This window comes from Rhodococcus ruber NBRC 15591 (assembly GCF_001894945.1).
Classification (GTDB): domain Bacteria; phylum Actinomycetota; class Actinomycetes; order Mycobacteriales; family Mycobacteriaceae; genus Rhodococcus; species Rhodococcus ruber.
Genome location: NZ_BCXE01000021.1, coordinates 134,865 through 157,692, shown reverse-complemented (window position 1 = coordinate 157,692; position 22,828 = coordinate 134,865). Strand labels below are relative to the sequence as shown.

The following is a 22,828-nucleotide window of genomic DNA, read 5'->3' as shown; positions in this document are numbered from 1 at the left end:
GCCCACGGGGACAGCTTAGGCAACTCTCACCGTCGAATCATCCGGCTCGCGCAGCCGAGTGCGCCGTCGCAGGGCTCCGGTGACGAGTCCCTGGTGGGGCGAGAACAGATAGGCCATCGTGAACACGACCGCTTGGGCCAGAACGACGACGCCGCCGGTGGAGGCATCGGTGTAGTAGCTGACGTATACGCCGGTCGCCGACGTCAGTGCAGCCAGGGTGGGAGCGAGCACCAGCATCCGCGACAGCCGTTCGGTGAGCAGGTACGCCGTCGCACCGGGGATGATCAGCATCGCCACGACGAGGATGACCCCGACGGCCTGGATGGCGGCGACGATGGTGACCGCCAGCAGCGCGAGCAGCAGCGCGGACAGCCGGGCCGGGGAGATCCCGAGGGCGTGGGCCTGCCCCCGGTCGAACGCGAACAGGGTCAGGTCGCGGCGCTTGGCGATCAACACGACGAGCACCACCACTGCGAGCGCGGTGACCTGCCACATGTCCGCGGTGGCCAGGCCCAGCAGGTTGCCGAACAGCACATGGTGCAGGTCCACCTGGCTCGGGTTCTTCGAGATCAGCACGACACCGAGGGCGAACAACGTCGTGAAGACCACGCCGATCGCGGCGTCCTCCTTGACCTTGGTGGTGTTGCGGACGAGCCCGATCAGAGCGACGGCGGCCCCGGCGAACAGCAGCGCGCCCACCGCGAACGGCGCTCCCACCAGGTAGGCCAGCACCACGCCGGGCAGCACGGCATGGGAGACGGCGTCGCCCATCAGCGACCACCCGATGAGTACGAGCCAGCAGCTGAGCAGGGCACACACGATCGTGGCGGCCACCGCGACGACGAGGGCGCGCTGCATGAAGCCGTACTGCAGAGGTTCGACGATCAGTTCGACGAGGTTCACCGTGCCTCCTGGGCGACGTGGGGGGCCGGCAGCAGGGGGTCGACGCCGAAGGCGCGCGCGAGGTTCTCCGGCCGCAGCACCTCGTCCGGGGCGCCGTGGACGAGGATGCGCCGCTGCAGCAGCGCGGCCTCGTCGCACAGCAGCGACAGTCCGGCGAGGTCATGGGTGGCGACGAGGATCGTGTGCCCCGAACCGGCAAGGTCCCGGATCACCTCCGTCAGGGCAGCCTCGGTGCGCTTGTCCACGCCGGCGAACGGCTCGTCGAGCAGGAGCAGGGGAGCGCCCTGGGCGATGGCACGGGCGACGAAGACACGCTTGCGCTGACCCCCGGAGAGCTGGCCGATCTGCCGCTGCACGTAGCCGGCCATGTCGACGCGTTCGAGCGCGGCCCGGACGGCGGCGTGGTCGGCGGGCCGCGGCCGGCGCAGCCAGTTCTGCCGGCCGTAGCGGCCCGTCATCACGACTTCGCCCACGCTGATGGGGAAGTCCCAGTCGACGGCCTCGCTCTGCGGCACGTACGCGACGGCACCGGCCTTCCGGGCGGTGACGGTGTCGGTCCCGCCGATGGACACGGTGCCGGTGCTCGGTCGCACGATGCCCATGATCGCCTTGAAGAGGGTGGACTTGCCCGAGCCGTTGGTACCGACGAGCCCGCACACCCGGCCGGGGATGAGCGTCAGGTCGACGCCGTCGAGCGCCGTGACGGTGCGATAGTGCACGCTGAGCCGCGAGACGGCCAGGGCGGGGGTGGGTGTCGCGGTCATGGACGCAGCCCTTCGGTGATGGTGCGGACGTCGTGCCGGAGCAGGTCGAGGTAGGTGGGCACGGGACCGTCCGGCTCGGAGAGCGAGTCGACATACAGGGTTCCGCCGAACCGGGCTCCGGTGTCCTCGGCGACCTGCCGCTGGGCCTTGTCCGAGACGGTGGACTCGCAGAACACGGCAGGCACGGCGTTGGTCCGGACGAAGTCGACGGTGCGGGCGATCTGCTGCGGGGTGCCCTGCTGGTCGGCGTTGACCGCCCACAGGTAGGCCTCGCTCAGGCCGGCGTCGCGGGCCAGGTAGCTGAAGGCCCCCTCGCAGGTGACCAGCGCCCGGTGGTTCGGCGGCAGCACGGCCAGATCGGCGACGAGTTCTTCGTGCAGCGCCTGTAGTTCGGTGCGGTACGCCGCGGCGTTGGCGGCGTAGTCCGCGGCGTGCTCGGGGTCGAGGTCGGTGAAGGCGGCGGCGATGTTGTCGACGTAGGTCTGGGCCGCCAACGGGGACATCCACGCGTGCGGGTTGTGCCGCCCCGCGTAGGCGTCCTCGCCGATCGGCAGCGGCGGAACCCCGTCGCTGAGCACGGCGTGGGCCGCGTCGGTATCGGCGAGGAACTGCTCGAACCAGCGCTCGAGGCCGAGGCCGTTGTCGAGGACGAGGTCGGCGCGGGAGGCGTAACGCAGGTCGCCCGGGGTGGGTTCGTAACCGTGGACCTCGGCGCCGACCTTGGTGATCGACTCGACCCGCAGGTGCTCCCCGGCGACGTTGCGGGCCATGTCCGCGAGCACGGTGAAAGTGGTCAGTACCAGGGGCCGGTCGTCGTCGGAACTCTGCGCCGCGGCACAGCCCGCCAGGACCGTCGTGGCCGCGACGACCACCACGATTTTGCGTAGTCCAACGAAAATGTTCGGCATGCCGAAATTATGGCGGGACACTGGCGGAGTTGTCCATGAGGCGCTCCGGGCGAGCCGGAGATGACCGCCCGGCCGCCGGGTCGTAGGCTGCAGCGTGTGCAGAGATGGCGAGGTCTCGACGAAATTCCTGCGGATTGGGGTCGTTGTGTCCTGACGATCGGGGTGTTCGACGGTGTGCACCGCGGGCATCAGCAACTGATCGCGCGGGCGGTGAAGTCGGCGAAGGAACGCGGCACGGCCAGCGCCCTGATGACGTTCGATCCGCACCCGATGGAGGTCGTCCGGCCGGGCAGCCACCCGGCGCAGCTCACGACCCTGGCGCGACGTGCCGAACTGGCCGAGGAACTCGGCATCGACGTCTTCTGCGTCATGCCGTTCACGCCCGAGTTCATGAAGTTGTCCCCCGAGCGGTACGCCCACGAGATCCTCGTCGAGCGGCTCCATGTCGCCGAGGTCGTCGTCGGCGAGAACTTCACCTTCGGCAAGAAGGCCGCCGGCAATGTGGATCTGCTGCGCACCATCGGCGAGCGTTTCGGCTTCGCCGTCCAGGGCCTGACCCTGCTCAGCGAACATGCGGTGACGTTCTCGTCCACCTATATCCGCTCGTGCGTGGACGCCGGCGACGTCGCCGCCGCGGCCGACGCGCTGGGCCGCCCCCACCGCGTCGAGGGCGTCGTGGTGCACGGCGACGGCCGGGGCCGCGATCTCGGCTTCCCCACCGCGAACGTCGCGCCGCCCATGTACTCGGCCATTCCCGCGGACGGCGTCTACGCGTGCTGGTTCACCGTCCTCGGTCCGGGTAGCGGTGGACTCGGCACCGTCACCCCGGGGGAGCGGTACCTCGCGGCCGTATCGGTGGGCACCAACCCGACCTTCTCCGGGCGTACCCGCACGGTCGAGGCGTTCGTCCTCGACGAGGAGGCCGACCTGTACGGCCAGCACGTCGCGGTCGACTTCGTCGAGCGGCTGCGCGGGATGGAGCGGTTCGAATCGGTGGAGGCCCTCGTCTCGGCGATGCACCGTGACGCCGAGCGGGCACGCGAAGTGCTCGAGCGCGCTCGCGGCTAGGGGCCGTTCCGGCCCGGGATCGCGCCCCGATCGGGGACAATTCCCGGTGTGTCGATACGTCAGTGGCGGCACGCGCGCCTGACCTGGGCAGATGCCGCGAACTACTACGAGTCGAAACCGGGCCGGCCGACCGACTGGTCCGCATTCGTCGTGTTCGATGAGCAGGACAGGACCGTTCGCGGCCCCGGGGACGCGCTCGCTCACCTGCGTTCCCGGACGCATCTGCTGACGGCGCTGGACCGGCGGATCGTCGAGGCGCCCGGCCGGCTGGACTACCCGTACTGGGTGCGGGCGCAACTCCCGCCCGAGCAACGTATCGAGTACCGCGAGTGGGCCGGCGGCTCGTTCACGGACTGCATCGACGCCATCGCCGACCTCTGCGCGGACCCGCTGGACGTCCGGCGGCGTGCGTGGTGCCTGCACGTCTTCGCCGGAGTGTCCGACCCCGACGACCCGACGGCGACCGTGACGGTCGTCGTGCTGCAGGTCAGCCACGCCGTGATGGTCGGTTCGGCGTTGGGTGCCTTCCTCGGCGCACTGTTCGGCGCGGACGGGCAGCCACTGCGCGTTCCCGGTCTGGCGCCGGCCGCGACGCGCCCGCACCACGCCGCCGCAGCGGTGTCGGGGGTGGCACGCTTCGCTCGCTGGTACCTGGGGCTCGGCGCGGTCCTGGTGCGGCGGGCGGCATCGGCGCGGTCCGCGGACACCCCGGCGGTCCCGTCGCCGGCGGCGCGGCCGATGCTCGCCCGCGCCCCCGGGCGCGACCGGGCGATCCGGATCGTGCGTCCGGACCTGGGCAGTCTCGTGGGCCGGACCTACACCGTGACAGCCATGGGCCTGGCGGCGGTATCCCTGGCGCTGCAGCGCTACCTCGGCGAGCACTGCGCGCCCGTCGTCGATGTACGCGTCGCGGTTCCGGTCGCGGTGGGCGCGGCCGGTGTCGCGCTGGGCGTCAACCGGCTGACTGCCGCGATCGTTCCGTTGTGCACCGAGGTCGCCGATCCCCGCGACCGGGTGGCGGCCGTGGCCGACGCGCTCGCCCACGAGCGGCGGATCGCGACGTCTCCCGAGGTGTTGGACCGCCTCGCGGGCGCGGGTGCGGTGCCGTATCCGGTGTACCGCCGGGTGACGGACCGGCACGACCGCGCGGCGTCGGCAGGTGGAGCCCCGGGCCCGGCCCAGACGGCGGTCACCAGTGTCGACTGTGGCGGCGAGGCCGACTGGACCTACGGCGGCGCGGCATTCCGATTCGTCGCCGGCATCCAGTCTCTGCGTCCGGGGATGGGTCTGGTGCACTCCTTCAGCCGGGCCGGCGATTCGTTCGCCGTCACCGTCATGAGCTCCCCGCTGCTGATGCCGGACCTCGATCGGTACGCGACCCTCCTCGAGGAGGGGTTCGCCGAGGTGATCGAGGCCACCGGCGGCCGGCGATCCGGCACCGGCCCCCGGGGGCGAGGGTGACCGAAGCGGGTGCGCACCCCTCTGGTACGCTCATCCGCTGGTGTGTGCTGTGGTTCGCGGTGGCCGCACCGACGGGTTCCGGCCCGTTTCACGAAGCGCGCGGACGTCATCGATCAGGAGTATCACCAGTGGCATTGACCACCGAGCAGAAGAAGCAGATCCTCGGCGAGTACGGCCTCCACGAGACCGACACCGGATCGCCCGAGGCGCAGGTCGCGATGCTCACCAAGCGCATCCAGGACCTGACCGAGCACCTGAAGCAGCACAAGCACGACCACCACTCCCGCCGCGGCCTGCTGCTGCTGGTCGGTCGTCGTCGCCGGCTGCTCAAGTACGTCGAGAAGGTCGACGTCAACCGCTACCGTTCGCTGATCCAGCGTCTGGGTCTGCGTCGATAGGAGCGCGACGAAGCGACGACGCGATCTGCGTTCGCTGATCTTTCCGATAGCCAACGAGGCAATGCTTAGACTGAGCCTCGTTGGCTATCGGTGTTTGGCCGCTGTGCGGTCGGAGACGGGCTACGTGCCCGTCGGACACCGGCAGCGGCACCCGCGGACGGCGACACCGCCCGCGGAACCGTATGCACCGACGGTGTCGGTCTTCGGTAGTGACCTTCCGGACCCGGTCCGGACGGTTTCGATCGACGACCGCCTCCGCACGCTCGGCCCGTGAGACGCGGGTACGGGCGATCGGTGCGCAGCTGCAGCCACGAGGGTTGTGGCGCCCGCGCGGGTACGGCGAAGACGAGAGGGAAGAGAAGAGTAGAGATGACCAGCAATTCCGCAGTCGAGGTCGACGAGGGCGTGTTCGAGTCCGTCGCGGTCCTCGACAACGGGTCCTTCGGCACCCGTCAGATTCGTTTCGAGACCGGCCGCCTCGCCCAACAGGCCGCCGGCTCCGTCGTCGCGTACCTCGACGACGAGACCATGCTGCTGTCGGCGACGAGCGCCTCCAAGCAGCCCAAGGAGCACTTCGACTTCTTCCCGCTGACGGTGGACGTCGAGGAGCGCATGTACGCCGCGGGACGCATCCCCGGCTCGTTCTTCCGTCGTGAGGGCCGGCCCTCGACCGACGCGATCCTGACCTGCCGTCTCATCGACCGGCCGCTGCGCCCGTCGTTCGTCGACGGCCTGCGCAACGAGATCCAGGTCGTGGTGACGGTGCTCAGCCTGAACCCGAACGACCTGTACGACGTCGTCGCCATCAACGCCGCGTCGGCATCCACGCAGATCGCCGGCCTGCCGTTCTCCGGACCCGTCGGTGGCGTGCGGGTCGCGCTGATCACCTCGGAGGAGAACAAGACCGGCCAGTGGGTCGCGTTCCCCACGGTCGAGCAGCTCGAGAACGCCGTGTTCGACATGGTCGTCGCGGGCCGCATCGTGGGTGGCGGCGACAACCCCGAGACCGCCGACGTCGCGATCATGATGGTCGAGGCCGAGGCCACCGGGAACGTCGTCGAGCTGGTGGCCGGCGGGGCGCAGGCACCGACCGAGACCGTCGTCGCCGAGGGCCTCGAGGCCGCCAAGCCGTTCATCGCGCGGCTGTGCATCGCCCAGCAGCAGCTCGCCGCCGCCGCGGCGAAGCCCACCGGTGACTTCCCGGTGTTCCCGGCCTACGAGGCAGACGTGTACGAGGCCGTCGAGGCCGCCGCGTCGGCCAAGCTGTCCGAGGCGCTGACCATCGCCGGCAAGCAGGAGCGCGACGAGCGGACCGACGAGGTCAAGGTCGAGGTCCTCGAGCAGGTGGCCCCCAACTTCGAGGGCCGCGAGAAGGAGATCGGCGCGGCGTTCCGTTCCCTGACGAAGAAGCTGGTCCGCCAGCGGATCCTGCGGGACCAGTTCCGCATCGACGGCCGCGGTGTCACGGATATCCGTGCCCTGTCCGCCGAGGTCGCGGTGGTGCCGCGCGCGCACGGCTCGGCGCTGTTCGAACGCGGCGAGACCCAGATCATGGGTGTCACCACGCTGGACATGGTGAAGATGGCGCAGCAGATCGACTCGCTCGGTCCCGAGACCAGCAAGCGGTACATGCACCACTACAACTTCCCGCCGTACTCCACCGGTGAGACCGGCCGCGTCGGCTCCCCGAAGCGCCGCGAGATCGGCCACGGCGCCCTCGCCGAGCGGGCCCTGATCCCGGTCCTGCCCAGCCAGGAGGAGTTCCCCTACGCGATCCGTCAGGTCTCCGAGGCGCTCAGCTCGAACGGATCCACCTCGATGGGCTCGGTGTGTGCCTCCACGCTCTCGCTGCTGAACGCCGGCGTGCCCCTCAAGGCGCCCGTCGCCGGTATCGCGATGGGCCTGGTCTCCGACGAGGTCGACGGTGAGACCCGTTACGTCGCACTGACCGACATCCTCGGCGCCGAGGACGCGTTCGGTGACATGGACTTCAAGGTGGCCGGCACGAAGGACTTCGTCACCGCGCTGCAGCTCGACACCAAGCTCGACGGGATCCCGTCCCAGGTGCTCGCCGGCGCGCTGGCGCAGGCTCGCGACGCCCGCGCCACCATCCTCGAGGTGATGGCCGAGGCCATCGAGACCCCGGACGAGATGAGCCCGTTCGCTCCGCGGATCACCACCATCAAGGTCCCGGTGGACAAGATCGGCGAGGTCATCGGCCCCAAGGGCAAGATGATCAACTCGATCACCGAGGAGACCGGCGCGAACATCTCCATCGAGGACGACGGCACGGTGTACGTCGGCGCCGCCGACGGCCCGTCCGCCCAGGCCGCGATCGACAAGATCAACGCCATCGCGAACCCGCAGCTGCCGAAGGTGGGCGAGCGGTTCCTGGGGACCGTGGTCAAGACCACGGCGTTCGGTGCGTTCGTCTCGCTGCTGCCGGGCCGCGACGGCTTGGTGCACATCAGCAAGCTCGGCAACGGCAAGCGCATCGCCAAGGTCGAGGACGTCGTCAACGTCGGCTCGAAGATCCGCGTCGAGATCGCCGACATCGACAACCGGGGCAAGATCAGCCTGGTGCCGGTGCCCGACGAGGACACCGCCGGCGCTTCGGACGCGACACCCGCAGTTCCGGCCGAGTCCGGCGACACCGCCGAGAGCTGACACTCGGATCCCGGCCGCCCGCGTCTCCGTCTGTCCCTGGGACGGACGGAGACGCGGGCGGTCGCGTGTTCTCCCGCCGGCGCGGCGCCTGCTACGGCCCCTGGGAGGTAGTCGGGGCGCCTGCGCTCGACAGCAGTCCGAGTTCCCGCGCCCGCACCACCGCCTGGCGGCGACTCGTGGCACCGAACTTGCGGTACAGAGACTTCAGATGTGCCTTGACGGTGTTCACTGACACGAAGAGCTCGTCGGCGATCTCGGCATTGCTCATCATGGTGGGCAGGAGCAGAAGGACAGCCCGTTCGCGACTGGTCAACGGCTCGAGCAGTTGCGGGGCCTCGGACCGGTCGGCGGTCCCGCCCATCCTGCCGATCAGCATCGAGACGAACTCGCGGTGGGCGTCGTCGAGGCGGTTGTGTCGTTCCAGCAGTGCTCGGACTCGGCCCCCGGCCAGGAGGAACGGCCGCGCGATTCCTTCGGGCGCGGCCACGACGAGGGCACGTGCCAGGGCAATCTCGGCTTCGCCATCCGCCTGCAGCCGGTCGTGTGCGAGTGCGGTGAGCAGCCAGGCATCGACGGTCGGCCCGTTGTCGATCGGTTCTCCCCCGAGCAGCGGTGCCACCAGTTGCAGGCATCGGCGCGGTTCGTCGGACGCCAGGTACGACCGCGCCACGAGGACCACACGGTGCGCGCCGGGGCGCGCGAGATCCGCTCGTCCCTTCTCGGCGGACAGCAGCGCCGCAACCTCGTGGGCCCGTCCTTCGGCGAGCAGGATCTCTGCCTCGACGAGTTCGTACCACTCGGCAAGGAAGCGCGGGATGACCCAGTCGGACATGCGCTGCCGCAATCGCCCCAGGTGCGCCCGTGCCGCCGCCGGGTTGTCCGCCGAGAGCGCGAGCCGTGCCTGTACGAGCCCGAAGCTGGTTTCGATGTAGCGGTCGCGGAACTCGCCCAGGCTCGTGTGCCCCCGCTCGACCGCAACGGAACAGGCCTCGATGTCCGCCTCGAGCAGGCGGATCATGGACTCGGCCAGCAGCGCCGTGGCCGACGGCGGCAGGAAGGTCCATCCCAGCTCGTCGGCGACAGCCAGTCCGAGATCGACCTCTCTGCGTGCCGCCCGCAACCGGCCGGCCATCGCCATGAGCACGGCTGTGTTGCCGTGCAGGTGCAGCGCGAGTACCGGTGTCATCGCCGATCCGGCGGCCAGCGCCGAAGTCGTGGACGCGAGCATCGCCTCGGCGGCATCGAGTTCTCCGGACCACAGCTTGCCCATCGCGAGGACGGTGCCGGCGGCGATTCGGTATACGGGAGAGGCCGGCATGTCCGCCGGCGAGATCCCCTCGAGTTGGCGGATCGCTTCTCGTGCGGCGCTGACCTGCCGCGACGGATCTGCCTTCATCCAGGCGAGCACCGCATCGAGAGTGACCAGGACCGTCCCGGTGAGCCGCGCGTCGGCGGTCGGGAGAGGGTCGAGCAGCTCGCGGGCGCGGGCCATGTGGGTGGCGACGCCGACCGGATCGTACTCCGCATACGCGGCGACCGCGGCGGCCGCCGCCACCTCGGCATGCCCCCCGACCAGCTCGGCGGGTGCGTCCCGCAGCAGTGCCACCAGCGCCGGACGTTCCGGACCCAGGATTTCTGCTCCCGCCGCTCGCAGGACGAACCGGGCAAGTCCGAGCCAGTCCTCCGCGGCGCGCAGGTGGCGGGCCGCCTCGAGGAGTTCGCCGTGGTCCGCGAACCACCGGGCGGCACGCCGGTGCAACACGCGGCGGCGCTCGGGATCCTGGGACTTGAGTCGGTGTCGCAGCAGGTCCCCGAACAGTTGGTGATAGCGGTACCACTCCCGCCGGTGGTTCAACGCGACGACGAACAGGTTGTCCCGTTCGAGCCGAATCAGAAACTGCTGGCCGTCGGTACGCCCCGTCAGGACGTCGGCCAGTTCGGCGGAAATCCGCCCTACGACGCACGTGTCGAGCAGGAACCGGCCCAGTGCCGGATCCTGGTTGGCCAGAACCTCTTCCGCGAAGTAGTCGGCGACCGACCGTTCGTCCCCCGCAAGCGACTCCACGGTGGCCTCCACATCGTTCGAGTTCCGGAGCGACAGGGCCGCGAGCCGCAGGCCGGCCGCCCATCCCTCGGTCTTGGTGAGGAGGGTCTGCATCTGCGCGGGTTCGAGGAGGACATCGTGGTCGGCCAGGAGCTGTTTCGCCTCGGCGGCATCGAACCGCAACGCTTCCGCGCGGATCTCGGTCAGCTGACCGCTCAGGCGGAGTCGTTGCAGGGGCAACGCGGGATCGCTGCGAGTGGCGATCACCAGTCGCACGTTGCCGAGCCCCCTGCGGACGGCTGCCGCGAGCGACTCCACGGCCGGCGTCCCCGCGAGCAGGTGCATGTCGTCCAGCACCAGGACGACGGGATGGGGAAGCCGGCCACACGCATCGGCGAACACGGAGACGAATCGGGGGTCGAAGCTGGGTGGGACCTGCATCGTCGCCAGCAACGACCCGGCGGGGAACCCGCCGACGGCGCGGAGCGAGTCCAGGACCCGGCTCCAGAACTGCGTCGGTTCGGCGTCCTCACGTTCCACCGAGAGCCATGCCACGGGCCCGGGATGTGCCGCTGCCCAGGAGGCCAGCAACAGCGTCTTACCCGACCCGGCCGGTGCCGATACGAGCACGGTGCCGGCACTCACCCCGTCTTCGAGGATGCGTTCGAGACGCGCGCGCCGCACCACCCGGCCGGGAAGCCGAGGCACGAGGGAACGCACCATCGACAACGCGGGAGCATGCTCGTCCTGCGCGCCGGCCGGTGGCCCCGTCATGCGACGAGAGTAGTCCTGTGCGGCGGCCGGTGCCCTCGTCATGGGACGGGTTCGGTGATCCGCGGTGAACGGAGGCGGATCGGAAGCCGGGTCACGTGCCCGGCGAGCCGGTGACGGATCGACCGCGCTCCGGCGCCTGCGACCGTTCCTCCGCGGCGCGGTCGGACCCGGGAACAGTGTCGTTCCCGTAGTCGAACATCGCGGTGATCCGGGTCTTGATCTCTTCGGTGGTCATCGTGGCCGTCGGGGTGAGGCCACCCGCGGTCTGTCGTCTCCTCATGGGGTCCTTCGGGAGTTCCCGGTAGGGATCGTCGAGGGCTGAGGGTCAGGCCCGGATCATCAACGCGGCGGACGCCACGGCCGCGGTCGTTGCCGCCGCAGTGACGACGCCGGCGAGAACGGAGCCGGTGTACGCCCCCACGGGTGCCGCGGCGGCCGCTGCGGCGCCGAGGACGATGGCCGGAATCGGCAGCGACCAGGGCATGTCGTGGCGGGACGCACCGCCCCTGCGTGACGTCGCGTTCTGCGCGCGGGTACGGACGGTGGAGTGAGTGGGTGCGGTCATCGTCGATCCACTTCGTTCGATCGGGACGCGGGTGCGCCTTTCGGCCGCGAGTGAATCCGCGGTCGATTCCGACGGTAGGTCGTACCCCTGTGCGGCGCCTCACCCCTGGAGGGTGAAACCGCAGGCCGAAACCGCAGCCCGAAACCGCAGCCCGAGGGTGAACACCCGGCCTCGAACAGGAGGAGCACCCGCCCCTGCCGCGGCTCCGGGGCGGAACGGACCGTCGGTACTTTCCTCGAATTCACCCCGCGTGCGCGTATCGATGATTTGCTGGATCCGTGACGGCTTCGGTAGGTGTTACAGAGGCGCGGCGGAGCTCGAACCTCGCGCTGGCAACGTGGGTCTCGGCAATCAATTTCTGGGCATGGAACATGATCGGCCCCTTGTCCACGACGTATGCGGGCGACCTCTCGCTCAGCAGTACACAGGCCTCGATCCTCGTCGCGACGCCCATTCTCGTAGGATCCCTGGGGCGCATCGTGGTGGGCTCGCTCACGGATCGTTACGGCGGCCGCGTCATGTTCATCGCGATCTCGCTGGCCTCGATCGTCCCGGTGCTCGCCGTCGGTGTGGCCGGCAGCGTCGGCTCCTACCCTCTGTTGCTCGTCTTCGGCTTCTTCCTCGGTATCGCCGGAACGATCTTCGCAGTGGGTATCCCGTTCGCCAACAACTGGTACGAGGCGTCCAGGCGGGGCTTCGCGACCGGCGTCTTCGGAGCCGGCATGGTGGGGACGGCCCTGTCCGCGTTCTTCACTCCGCGGTTCGCAGAGTGGTTCGGGCTGCTGGTAACCCACGTCATCGTCGCCGCGGCGCTTGCCGTCACGGCAGGGGTGTGCTTCCTCGTGATGCGTGATTCGCCGCAGTTCCGCCCGAACACCGACGCGGTCGTCCCGAAGCTTGCCGCTGCGCTGAAACTCCGCGTGACCTGGGAGATGTCGTTCCTCTACGCGGTCGTCTTCGGTGGCTTCGTGGCCTTCAGCAACTACCTTCCCACCTACATCAAGACGATCTACGGCTTCTCCGCTGTCGACGCCGGCGCGCGGACAGCGGCGTTCGCTCTGGCCGCAGTGCTGGCCCGGCCGATCGGGGGTGCCCTGTCCGACCGCATCGCCCCGAAGTACGTCGTGCTCGTGTCGTTCGCCGGGACGGCAGCGATGGCCGCGATTGCGATCGCCCAGCCGCCCCCGGACGTGTGGTCCGCGGCGACGTTCATCCTGCTCGCGATCTTCCTCGGCATCGGCACCGGTGGCGTCTTCGCGTGGGTGGCGCGTCGCGCACCCGCCACGTCCGTGGGATCGGTCACCGGCCTCGTCGCGGCCGCCGGCGGGCTCGGCGGGTACTTTCCGCCGCTCGTCATGGGCGCCACCTACGACTCCGCCGACAACGACTACACCATCGGTCTGCTGCTGCTCGTGGCGACCGCGCTCGTCGCGCTCGTCTACACCGCGGTGAAGCTGCACGCGCACGAGCCCGTGCAGGCCGACAGCCGCTGACGATTCCGTCCCGAAGGAGTGCATGTGACCATCCACCACACCGGCGGTGCCGCCGAAGAGTTGCTGCGCAGCAGCGGACGTTTCTTCACCTCGGGGGAGATCTCCGCGGACGGTCGTACGATCACCCGCCGCGGCGGCCGCGAAGGTGACGTCTTCTACCGTGACCGCTGGAGTCACGACAAGGTGGTTCGCTCCACCCACGGCGTCAACTGCACCGGGTCGTGCTCGTGGAAGATCTACGTCAAGGACGGGATCATCACCTGGGAGACGCAGGAGACGGACTATCCCACGGTGGGACCGGACCGTCCCGAGTACGAACCCCGCGGCTGCCCGCGCGGGGCGGCGTTCTCGTGGTACACCTACTCGCCGACGCGGGTGCGCTATCCCTACGCCCGCGGCGTGCTCGTCGAGATGTTCCGCGAGGCCAGGGCCCGGCTCGGTGACCCCGTGCTGGCCTGGGCCGACATCCAGAACGACCCGCAGCGACGCCGCCGGTACCAGCGGGCCCGCGGCAAGGGCGGTCTGGTCCGGGTCACGTGGGCCGAGGCCACCGAGATGATCGCCGCCGCGCACGTGCACACCGTCAAGGAGTACGGCCCCGACCGGGTGGCCGGATTCTCGCCCATCCCGGCGATGTCGATGGTGTCGTTCGCGGCCGGTTCCCGGTTCGTCGAGTTGATCGGCGGCGTCATGACCTCCTTCTACGACTGGTACGCCGACCTGCCCGTCGCATCGCCCCAGGTGTTCGGCGACCAGACCGACGTGCCGGAGTCCGGCGACTGGTGGGACGCGGCGTACCTGATGATGTGGGGATCGAACGTCCCCGTCACCCGGACACCGGACGCGCACTGGATGACCGAGGTCCGTTACCGCGGCACCAAGGTCGTCGTCGTCAGCCCCGACTACGCCGACAACACGAAGTTCGCCGACGAGTGGATGCCGTGCGCGGCGGGCACCGACGGGGCGCTGGCCATGGCGATGGGGCACGTCGTGCTCACCGAGTGCTTCGTGCGACGGCGGGTGCCGTTCTTCGTCGACTACGTCCGCCGGTACACCGACCTGCCGTTCCTGGTCCGGCTCGAGGAACGCGACGGCAGGCTGGTGCCCGGCAAGAACCTCACCGCCGCCGACCTCGGCCAGGACGTGGAGAACGCGGCGTTCAAGCCGGTGCTGCTCGACGGTGCCACCGACACGGTCGCGGTGCCGCACGGCTCCCTCGGGTTCCGCTACGGCGACGACGGAGCCGGAAAATGGAACCTGGACCTGGGCGATCTCGTGCCGGCGCTGACCGTCGCGCATCGGGACGACGCCGCGGACGAGACCGCGCTCGTCCATCTGCCCGGTTTCGACACCGTCGACGGCCACGGCGAGACCGTCGAACGCGGCGTCCCCGTGCGGCGGGTGGGCGGACATCTGGTGTGCACGGTGTTCGACCTCATGCTGGCCCAGTACGGCGTCGCGCGTCCGGGACTGCCCGGACACTGGCCCAGCGGGTACGACGACCCGGCCTCGCCGTACACCCCCGCCTGGCAGGAGCCGATCACCGGGGTCTCCGCCGCACAGGCCGTCCGGATCGCGCGCGAGTTCGCCCGCAACGCGGAGGAATCCGGCGGCCGGTCCATGATCATCATGGGTGCCGGCATCTGCCAGTGGTTCCACGGCGACACCACCTACCGGGCAATTCTCGCCTTGCTGATGCTCACCGGTTCCATGGGCCGCAACGGCGGCGGCTGGGCACACTACGTGGGTCAGGAGAAGTGCCGTCCGGTCACCGGGTGGGCCGCGATGGCCATGGGAACGGACTGGTCCCGCCCGCCTCGGCAGATGGCGGGAACCTCCTACTGGTACGTCCACACGGACCAGTGGCGCTACGACGGGTACCGCGCCGACGCGCTCGCGAGCCCGCTCGGGCGGGGCCGGTTCCGCGACAAGCACACGATGGACGTGATGGTCTCCGCCGTCGCGATGGGGTGGACTCCGTTCTACCCGCAGTTCGATCGCAACACGCACGACCTCGCCGACGAGGCGCGAGCAGCAGGCGAGGACATCCCCGCGTACGTCGCCCGGAAACTCGCGAGCGGCGAGGTGAAGCTGTCGGTCACCGACCCGGACAACCCGCGCAACTGGCCGCGGGTGCTGAACGTGTGGCGGTCCAACCTGCTCGGCTCGTCCAGCAAGGGCAACGAGTACTTCCTGCGGCACCTGCTCGGGACCGACGCCAACATCCAGGGCGCCCCCACCGGCCCGGACCAGCGTCCACACGACGTCGAAGGTCCGGACGAGGTGCCCGAAGGCAAACTCGACCTGCTGATGTCGATCGACTTCCGGATGACGTCGACCACCCTGTTCTCCGACGTGGTGCTGCCCGCCGCGACATGGTACGAGAAGGGCGACCTGTCGAGCACCGACATGCATCCCTATATCCACGCGTTCAGTCCCGCGATCGACCCGCCGTGGGAGACCCGTTCCGACTACGAGGCATTCGGCGCCGTCGCGAAGGTGTTCAGCGCGCTGGCGTCGAAGCACCTCGGCACCCGCACCGACATCGTGCTCGGCACTCTGCAGCACGACACCCCGGGGGCGATGGCGTATCCGTCGGGCACGGAGAACAACTGGCGCGTGACCGGGGAGGTGCCGGTCCCGGGCAGGACCATGGGCCCGCTCGCGGTCGTCGAACGGGACTACGGGGCGATCGCCGACAAGTGGTCGACCCTCGGGCCGCTCGTCGACACCCTCGGCCTGACCACCAAGGGCGTCACGACGCACCCGGTGCAGGAGGTCGCGGAACTCGCCGAGAAGTTCGGCGTGATGAATTCCGGTGCGGGCGAGGGCCGCCCGGCGGTCACCAGCGCCGAACGCATGGCCGACGTCATCCTCGCGCTGTCGGGCACCTCGAACGGACGGCTCGCGGTCGAGGGCTTCCGCGAACTCCAGAAGCGTACCGGCCGCCGGCTCGTGCACCTCGCCGAGGGCAGTGAGGAACGCCGTATCACCTACGCCGACACGCAGTCCCGCCCGGTCCCCGTGATCACCAGCCCGGAATGGTCCGGCAGCGAGACCGGTGGGCGCCGCTACGCCCCGTTCACGGTGAACATCGAGGAACTCAAACCGTTCCACACGCTCACCGGCCGCATGCACTTCTACGTCGATCACGACTGGATCGAGGAACTCGGCGAACAACTCCCCACCTACCGCCCGCCGCTGGACATGTCGCGCCTGTTCGGTGAACCGGCCGTCGGCAGCGGCAGCGGCAGTGAACCGGCCGTCGGCAGCGGCGACGGCGTCGGACTGACCGTGCGGTACCTGACCCCGCACTCGAAGTGGTCGATCCACTCCGAGTACCAGGACAACCTGTTCATGCTCTCGCTCTCGCGCGGCGGACCGACCATGTGGATGAGTCCGGCGGACGCGGCGAAGATCTCGGTGCGGGACAACGACTGGGTCGAGGCCGTCAACCGCAACGGCGTCGTGGTGTGCCGCGCGATCGTCTCGCACCGCATGCCCGAGGGTGTCGTGTACGTCTACCACGCGCAGGAGCGCACCATCGATGTGCCGCTCACCGAGACCACCGGTACCCGCGGCGGCATCCACAACTCGCTCACGAAGATCCTGATCAAACCCACCCACATGGCGGGTGGCTACGCGCAGACCGCCTTCGCGTTCAACTACCTCGGGCCCACCGGAAATCAACGCGACGAGGTGACGGTCGTACGCCGCCGGTCGCAGGAGGTCAGGTACTGATGTCGATGCCCACGACCACGACCAGCGAAGCGAGGCCGGCATGAAGGTGATGGCCCAGATGGCGATGGTGATGAACCTCGACAAGTGCATCGGCTGCCATACCTGCTCGGTCACCTGTAAGCAGGCCTGGACCAACCGATCCGGCACCGAGTACGTGTGGTTCAACAACGTCGAGACCCGCCCCGGCCAGGGATACCCGCGCACCTACGAGGACCAGGAACGCTGGCGGGGCGGATGGATCCGCGACCGCAACGGGCGGCTGCGGCTGCGGGACGGCGGCCGGTGGAACAAGCTCTTCCGGATCTTCTCGAATCCGAAGATGCCGGCGATCGACGACTACTACGAGCCGTGGACCTACGACTACGAGAACCTCACCACCGCGCCGCTCGGCGACCAGATCCCGGTGGCGCCGCCGCGAAGTCTGATCAGCGGCAAGCCGATGAAGGTCGAATGGTCGGCGAACTGGGACGACGACCTCGGCGGCTCCCCGGAGATCGTGCCCGACGATCCGGTCCTGAAGAAGGTCGGCGAGCAGGTCCGGCTCGAACTCGAGCAGACCTTCATGTTCTATCTGCCTCGCATCTGCGAGCACTGCCTGAACCCGTCGTGCGTCTCGTCGTGCCCGTCGGGAGCGATGTACAAGCGCGTCGAGGACGGCATCGTTCTCGTCGACCAGGACCGCTGTCGCGGCTGGCGGATGTGCGTGTCCGGATGTCCGTACAAGAAGGTGTATTTCAACCACAAGACCGGCAAGGCCGAGAAGTGCACGTTCTGCTATCCGCGCGTGGAGGTGGGCCTGCCGACCGTGTGCTCCGAGACCTGCGTGGGCCGGCTGCGCTACATCGGCCTCGTGCTCTACGACGCCGACCGGGTGCTCGAGGCCGCGTCCGTCGAGGACGAGAAGGACCTCTACGACGCACTGCGACAGGTGCTGCTCGACCCTGCAGACCCGGAGGTGATCGCCGGCGCCCGCGCCGAGGGCATCTCCGACGAATGGATCGAGGCCGCCCAGCGGTCACCCGTGTACGCGTTGATCAACACGTACCGGGTCGCGTTGCCCCTGCACCCGGAGTACCGCACGATGCCGATGGTCTGGTACGTGCCGCCGCTGTCCCCGGTGGTCGACGCGGTCTCGCGCGACGGTCACGACGGCGAGGACATGGGCAATCTGTTCGGTGCCCTCGAATCGCTGCGCATCCCGATCGAGTATCTGGCGGGACTGTTCACCGCGGGCGACACCGATGCCGTCGAAGCAGTGCTGCACCGGCTCGCCGCGATGCGGTCGTACATGCGGGACATCAACCTGGGCCGGGACACGCGACCGGAGATCCCCGACGCCGTCGGCATGACCGAGGAGCAGATGTACGAGATGTACCGCCTGCTCGCCCTGGCCAAGTACGACGAGCGGTACGTGATCCCGACCGCCTACGCCGCCGAGGGGCACCGGCTCGAGGAATCCGCCACCGACTGCGCCCTGTCGTACGACGGCGGCCCGGGCATGTACGACTCCGGGCCGTTCGGCGAGGCCAGCGGAGGCCCGGTCCCGGTCGCGGTGGAGACCTTCCACGCGCTCCGGCAGCGACAGACCTCCGAGGGAATGGCGGCGAACGCGTCGAATCCCTCCCGCGTGAACCTGCTCAACTGGGACGGTAAGGGCGTGCCCCAGGGGTTGTTCCCGGCCGGGCATCGTGTCGACGACCGGGGGAGTGGGCAATGAGGGCGCGGATACGCCGGGGGCGCGACACCGCGTCGCGGCAACTGCAGCACCGGCTGATCCGGCAGGCGGCTTCGCTGCTGCTGGCATACCCCGACGACGGGCTGCGGTCGCGCCTCGCGACGGTCGACGGTCTTCTCGGGCACATCACCGGGGCACCGGCGCAGCTGTTGAGCCGGACTCTCGCCGCCCTGCGCGACGCCGATCCGTTTGCTGCGCAGGCCGACTACGTCGACACCTTCGACATGCGCCGGCGGTCGACGATGTATCTCACGTACTGGACCGGCGGTGACACCCGCAACCGCGGCACGGCAATCCACGCGTTCGCGCAGGCCTACCGGGAGGCCGGCGTCGAGCCACCGACCGGCGAGGCGCCCGATCATCTGCCGGTGGTGCTCGAATTCGCCGCGACCGTCGACCCGGATGCGGGGGAGCGACTGCTCGCCGCGCACCGGGTCCCGATCGACGTGCTCCGCATCGCACTCGAGGAACGCAATTCCTGCTATGCGGCGACGATCGGGGCGGTGTGTGCGACGTTGCCTCCGGTCGGCGATCAGGAAGTGCACCGCGCCCGGCACCTCGCCGAGGCCGGTCCACCCGCCGAGGCGATCGGTCTCGAACCGTTCACCCTCACGGTCCCGCCGCGCCGGACCGCACCCGCCGCGGCGCAGACCCGAGTCGAAGGAGCCGGCTGACCATGTCCGCAGGGGAGATCTTCTGGGATGTCGCGCCGTACGTCACGATCGCCGTGGTCGTCGTAGGTACGTGGTGGCGCTACCGTTACGACAAGTTCGGCTGGACCACGCGTTCGTCTCAGCTCTACGAGAGCCGGCTGCTGCGCATCGCCAGCCCGATGTTCCACTTCGGGATCCTCGTGGTGATCGTGGGCCACGTAATCGGTCTGCTCATTCCCCAGTCCTGGACCGAGGCGGTCGGCCTGAGCCAGCACGCGTATCACGTGCAGGCGGTGACGCTGGGCACCATCGCCGGGATCGCCACCCTCGTCGGGATCCTGTTGCTGATCTACCGTCGCCGCACCCGTGGTCCGGTGTTCATGGCGACGACGGCCAACGACAAGCTCATGTACGTCGTCCTCGTCGCCGCGATCGTCGCGGGACTCGCCACGACTCTGATGGGCTCGGGTGTCGTGGGGGAGGAGCACAACTATCGCGAGACCGTCTCGCCGTGGTTCCGATCCATCTGGATCCTGCAGCCGCGCGGCGATCTGATGGTGCAGGCACCCCTGTCGTTCCAGCTGCACGCGCTGATCGCCTTGATCCTGTTCGCGCTGTGGCCGTTCACCCGCCTGGTGCACGCCTTCAGCGCGCCCGTCGGATACCTGTTCCGGCCGTATGTGGTCTACCGGAGCCGGGACGTCGCCGCGAAGGGACAGCTCGTCGGGTCGCAGCCTCGCCGCCGCGGGTGGTGACCGGATCGGGTGCACGGCGCCGCGTGTAGTGTGAGTCGTTCAGTCCAGCACACCCACTCGCCTGTAGGACCGTCGAACATCTTCATGGCTGCCACCCGCCGCTCCGCCGCCCCGTCCGTCGCCGCATCCACCTCGGCGCCCACCGAACCCGACGCCGGGGTTCGGCGCACCCTCCTGCCCGGGGGGCTCCGCGTCGTCACCGAGCACGTGCCCGGCGTGCGGTCGGCCGCCGTCGGTGTCTGGGTGGGCGTCGGCTCCCGCGACGAGCAGCCCTCCGTCGCCGGTGCCGCCCACTTCCTCGAGCACCTGCTGTTCAAGGCCACCCCCACCCGGACGGCGCTCGACATCGCCGAACTCGTCGACGGAGTCGGCGGTGAACTCAACGCGTTCACCGCGAAGGAGCACACCTGCTTCTACGCCCACGTGCTCGACGACGACCTGTCCCTGGCCGTCGACCTCGTCGCCGACGTCGTGCTGCGCGGCCGATGCCGCAGCGCCGACGTCGACCTGGAACGACAGGTCGTCCTCGAGGAGATCGCGATGCGCGACGACGATCCGGAGGATCTGCTCGGGGACGCCTTCCTCACCGCGCTGTACGGCGACCACCCGATCGGCCGGCCCATCATCGGCTCGGTCGAGTCGATCGAGGCGATGACCCGCACCCAGTTGCACTCGTTCCACGTGCGGCGGTACACGCCGGACCGCATGGTCGTCGCCGTCGCCGGCAACGTCGACCACGACCACACCGTGGAACTGGTCCGTCGTGCCTTCGCCGGGCACCTCGACCCCGCCGCGACCGCCGCCCCCCGGCGGGAGGGCAGTCTCCGCCTGCGTACGGCGCCGACGCTGAGCATCACCGACCGCGACGGCGAGCAGGCCCACCTGGCGGTCGGTGTGCGGTCCTTCGGCCGCCACGACTCCCGGCGCTGGGCGCTGTCGGTGCTCAACGCCGCGGTCGGTGGCGGCTTGAGCTCACGGTTGTTCCAGGAGATCCGGGAGCAGCGCGGGCTCGCCTACTCGGTGTACTCGGGCGTGGACACCTTCGCCGACACCGGGGCGTTCTCCGTCTACGCCGGGTGCCAGCCCGAGAACCTCGGCGAGGTGGCCGCCCTCGTCCGCGAGGTGCTCACCGACGTCGCCGACAACGGCGTCACCGAGGCGGAGTGCGCCCGTGCCAAGGGCTCGCTGCGCGGCGCCCTGGTGCTCGGCCTCGAGGACACCGGGGCCCGGATGAATCGGATCGGCCGCAGCGAACTGAGCTACGGCACCCACTGGAGCGTCACCGAGACACTCGAGCGGATCTCGTCGGTGAGCGCGGCGGAGGTCCGAGAGGTCGCCGCCGAACTGCTGCACCGGCCGTTCGCTGCGGCCGTCGCCGGGCCGTACCGGCGGCCCCGGGACCTGCCCGCGTCGGTGCGCGCCCTCGTCGCGTGACCGCGGCCTGACCACGGACAGGGACGTCCGGTTGCGTAGGCTGCTGCGGGACGGAGATCGGACGAGGAAGCGTGGAGAGTCAAGTGAACGCAGCAGCAATCCGGGTGGGTGTGCTCGGCGCCAAGGGCAAGGTCGGACAGGCGATCTGCGCGGCCGTCGAGGCGGCCACCGACCTCGAGCTCGTCGCCGCGGTCGACCGGGACGACAGCCTCGAGGACTTCGTCACCTCCCGGGCGCAGGTGGTGGTGGACTTCACCCATCCCGACGTGGTGATGGGCAATCTGCAGTTCCTCGTCGAGCACGGCATCCACGCGGTCGTCGGCACCACCGGATTCGACGAGGCACGGCTCGACCGGGTCCGCGCCTGGCTGGCCGCGAAACCTGAGGTCGGCGTCCTGATCGCGCCGAACTTCGCGATCGGTGCCGTGCTGTCGATGCGCTTCGCGCAGGCCGCAGCTCGGTTCTTCGACTCCGTCGAGGTCATCGAGTTGCACCACCCCAACAAGGCGGACGCGCCCTCGGGCACGGCGTACCGCACCGCGGCGCTCATCGCCGAAGCCCGCGCCGCGGCCGGCGTGGGCCGCAGCCCGGACGCCACGACCACCGAACTCGACGGTGCCCGCGGCGCCGACGTGGCGGGGGTGCGGGTGCACTCCGTGCGTCTGGCCGGTCTCGTCGCCCACCAGGAGGTCCTGCTCGGCACCCAGGGCGAGACCCTGACCATCCGCCACGACTCGATCGACCGCTCCTCCTTCGCACCCGGCGTGCTGCTCGGCGTACGCGAGATCGGCGGCCGGCCCGGCCTCACCGTCGGCATCGACCCGCTCCTCGACCTGTGAGACGCGACCTGGTCAAGGTCCTGGCGCCGATCGTCTTCATCGTTCTCGCGCTGGGGTTCTACTTCGTGCTCCTCGGCGGGCGTGGGCTCGAACTGGTGCGCTCGGGCGAGGCTGCGGCCGTCGGCCTCGGTATCGGCGTGCTGCTGCTGCCGTTGGTGGGTGTGTGGATCGTCTACGCCACCCTGCGGGCCGGTCTCCAGCACCAGCACCTGGCCCGGCGGATCCACGACGAGGGCCTCGAACTCGACGTGAGCGATCTGCCACGCCGGCCCTCGGGACGGGTCGACCGCGACGCCGCCGACGCCCTGTTCGAGCAGGTCAAGGAGGAGTGGGAGGCCGACCCGGACAACTGGCGCCACTCGTACCGGCTGGCCCGCGCCTACGACTACGCCGGTGACCGCGGCCGGGCCCGGGAGACCATGCGCCGGGCGGTCGCCCTCGAGAAGCTCGAACGCACACAGTCCCCCGACTGATCCCGCGCCGAGCGAATGTATCGGTCCTCTCCTCGGCAGTCGCGGGCGGTACATGCGCTCGATCCACGTCGGCGGCACCCGCACCCGGCCCGGCGCGGGTGGCGGGTGCCGTTGCGGGGCACGGACACCGCGCGGCCGGCGACGTACCCTGCA

18 protein-coding genes are annotated in these 22,828 nt (G+C 69.8%); 12 read left to right on the top strand and 6 right to left on the bottom strand.

The window, feature by feature from the left end; all coding sequences use genetic code 11:
- Positions 1-15: 15 nt before the first annotated feature.
- Genes RR3_RS13790 through RR3_RS13780 form a run of 3 tightly spaced genes read right to left on the bottom strand, consistent with a single transcriptional unit; the run spans position 16 to position 2,575 of the window.
- Positions 16-903, bottom strand: coding sequence for a metal ABC transporter permease (locus tag RR3_RS13790; protein ID WP_010592696.1), 888 nt, complete (start codon positions 901-903; stop codon positions 16-18).
- On the bottom strand, positions 900-1,667 hold the full coding sequence (locus RR3_RS13785) for a metal ABC transporter ATP-binding protein (RefSeq protein WP_010592695.1): 768 nt from the start codon (positions 1,665-1,667) through the stop codon (positions 900-902). The genes RR3_RS13790 and RR3_RS13785 overlap by 4 nt, the downstream gene beginning before the upstream one ends.
- Complete coding sequence (locus RR3_RS13780; RefSeq protein WP_072786447.1) at positions 1,664-2,575, bottom strand: metal ABC transporter substrate-binding protein; 912 nt, start codon at positions 2,573-2,575, stop codon at positions 1,664-1,666. The genes RR3_RS13785 and RR3_RS13780 overlap by 4 nt, the downstream gene beginning before the upstream one ends.
- Before the next feature lie 96 nt (positions 2,576-2,671).
- Between RR3_RS13780 and RR3_RS13775 the strand changes: the two genes are divergently transcribed.
- From RR3_RS13775 to RR3_RS13760, 4 genes are all read left to right on the top strand, one after another.
- Positions 2,672-3,643, top strand: a complete 972-nt coding sequence (locus RR3_RS13775; protein WP_026137746.1) for a bifunctional riboflavin kinase/FAD synthetase — start codon at positions 2,672-2,674, stop codon at positions 3,641-3,643.
- Positions 3,644-3,691: 48 nt separating this feature from the next.
- Positions 3,692-5,104 (top strand): wax ester/triacylglycerol synthase domain-containing protein, encoded by a 1,413-nt coding sequence (locus tag RR3_RS13770; RefSeq protein ID WP_010592692.1) that lies wholly within the window; start codon positions 3,692-3,694, stop codon positions 5,102-5,104.
- A gap of 128 nt (positions 5,105-5,232) precedes the next feature.
- Positions 5,233-5,502, top strand: a complete 270-nt coding sequence (rpsO, locus tag RR3_RS13765; protein ID WP_003935677.1) for a 30S ribosomal protein S15 — start codon at positions 5,233-5,235, stop codon at positions 5,500-5,502.
- A 369-nt stretch (positions 5,503-5,871) separates the two neighbouring features.
- Entirely contained in the window at positions 5,872-8,169 is a 2,298-nt protein-coding gene (locus RR3_RS13760) for a polyribonucleotide nucleotidyltransferase (RefSeq protein ID WP_010592691.1), read from the top strand.
- A 91-nt stretch (positions 8,170-8,260) separates the two neighbouring features.
- Here the strand turns inward: RR3_RS13760 and RR3_RS13755 are convergent, their stop codons facing one another.
- The 3 genes from RR3_RS13755 to RR3_RS13750 all read right to left on the bottom strand — a co-directional run bounded on the left by RR3_RS13755 (position 8,261) and on the right by RR3_RS13750 (position 11,552).
- Positions 8,261-10,987, bottom strand: a complete 2,727-nt coding sequence (locus RR3_RS13755; RefSeq protein WP_064066488.1) for a winged helix-turn-helix domain-containing protein — start codon at positions 10,985-10,987, stop codon at positions 8,261-8,263.
- Between the two features lie 91 nt (positions 10,988-11,078).
- Positions 11,079-11,267 (bottom strand): hypothetical protein, encoded by a 189-nt coding sequence (locus tag RR3_RS24675; RefSeq protein ID WP_124258794.1) that lies wholly within the window; start codon positions 11,265-11,267, stop codon positions 11,079-11,081.
- Between the two features lie 45 nt (positions 11,268-11,312).
- The gene (locus RR3_RS13750; protein WP_010592689.1) at positions 11,313-11,552 is read right to left on the bottom strand and encodes a hypothetical protein; all 240 of its coding nucleotides are present in this window, start codon (positions 11,550-11,552) and stop codon (positions 11,313-11,315) included.
- A 278-nt stretch (positions 11,553-11,830) separates the two neighbouring features.
- On the opposite strand from RR3_RS13750, the gene RR3_RS13745 reads away from it, so the two are divergent.
- The 8 genes from RR3_RS13745 (at position 11,831) to RR3_RS13710 (ending at position 22,675) form a co-directional block, all read left to right on the top strand.
- Positions 11,831-13,045, top strand: a complete 1,215-nt coding sequence (locus RR3_RS13745) for a nitrate/nitrite transporter (RefSeq protein ID WP_072786443.1) — start codon at positions 11,831-11,833, stop codon at positions 13,043-13,045.
- Positions 13,046-13,069: 24 nt separating this feature from the next.
- Positions 13,070-16,786, top strand: a complete 3,717-nt coding sequence (locus tag RR3_RS13740; RefSeq protein ID WP_064066487.1) for a nitrate reductase subunit alpha — start codon at positions 13,070-13,072, stop codon at positions 16,784-16,786.
- A 40-nt stretch (positions 16,787-16,826) separates the two neighbouring features.
- Positions 16,827-18,503, top strand: a complete 1,677-nt coding sequence (narH, locus tag RR3_RS13735) for a nitrate reductase subunit beta (protein ID WP_010592686.1) — start codon at positions 16,827-16,829, stop codon at positions 18,501-18,503.
- Positions 18,500-19,195, top strand: coding sequence for a nitrate reductase molybdenum cofactor assembly chaperone (gene narJ, locus RR3_RS13730; protein WP_010592685.1), 696 nt, complete (start codon positions 18,500-18,502; stop codon positions 19,193-19,195). Before narH ends, narJ begins: the two co-directional genes overlap by 4 nt.
- 2 nt (positions 19,196-19,197) lie before the next feature.
- Positions 19,198-19,929: a respiratory nitrate reductase subunit gamma gene (narI, locus tag RR3_RS13725; protein WP_010592684.1), complete on the top strand. Its 732-nt coding sequence runs from the start codon at positions 19,198-19,200 to the stop codon at positions 19,927-19,929.
- Positions 19,930-20,013: 84 nt separating this feature from the next.
- Positions 20,014-21,363 (top strand): M16 family metallopeptidase, encoded by a 1,350-nt coding sequence (locus RR3_RS13720; protein ID WP_010592683.1) that lies wholly within the window; start codon positions 20,014-20,016, stop codon positions 21,361-21,363.
- Positions 21,364-21,446: 83 nt separating this feature from the next.
- On the top strand, positions 21,447-22,202 hold the full coding sequence (gene dapB / locus RR3_RS13715) for a 4-hydroxy-tetrahydrodipicolinate reductase (protein WP_010592682.1): 756 nt from the start codon (positions 21,447-21,449) through the stop codon (positions 22,200-22,202).
- Complete coding sequence (locus tag RR3_RS13710) at positions 22,199-22,675, top strand: hypothetical protein (protein ID WP_010592681.1); 477 nt, start codon at positions 22,199-22,201, stop codon at positions 22,673-22,675. The genes dapB and RR3_RS13710 overlap by 4 nt, the downstream gene beginning before the upstream one ends.
- Positions 22,676-22,828: the final 153 nt, after the last annotated feature.

Coding starts and splice junctions, on each gene's coding strand:
- RR3_RS13785 (WP_010592695.1), bottom strand. CDS start 1,667: ATGACCGCGACACCCACCCCCGCCCTGGCCGTCTCGCGGCTCAGCGTG.
- RR3_RS13780 (WP_072786447.1), bottom strand. CDS start 2,575: ATGCCGAACATTTTCGTTGGACTACGCAAAATCGTGGTGGTCGTCGCG.
- RR3_RS13760 (WP_010592691.1), top strand. CDS start 5,872: ATGACCAGCAATTCCGCAGTCGAGGTCGACGAGGGCGTGTTCGAGTCC.
- RR3_RS13755 (WP_064066488.1), bottom strand. CDS start 10,987: ATGACGGGGCCACCGGCCGGCGCGCAGGACGAGCATGCTCCCGCGTTG.
- RR3_RS24675 (WP_124258794.1), bottom strand. CDS start 11,267: ATGAGGAGACGACAGACCGCGGGTGGCCTCACCCCGACGGCCACGATG.
- RR3_RS13750 (WP_010592689.1), bottom strand. CDS start 11,552: ATGACCGCACCCACTCACTCCACCGTCCGTACCCGCGCGCAGAACGCG.
- narH (WP_010592686.1), top strand. CDS start 16,827: ATGAAGGTGATGGCCCAGATGGCGATGGTGATGAACCTCGACAAGTGC.
- narJ (WP_010592685.1), top strand. CDS start 18,500: ATGAGGGCGCGGATACGCCGGGGGCGCGACACCGCGTCGCGGCAACTG.
- narI (WP_010592684.1), top strand. CDS start 19,198: ATGTCCGCAGGGGAGATCTTCTGGGATGTCGCGCCGTACGTCACGATC.
- RR3_RS13720 (WP_010592683.1), top strand. CDS start 20,014: ATGGCTGCCACCCGCCGCTCCGCCGCCCCGTCCGTCGCCGCATCCACC.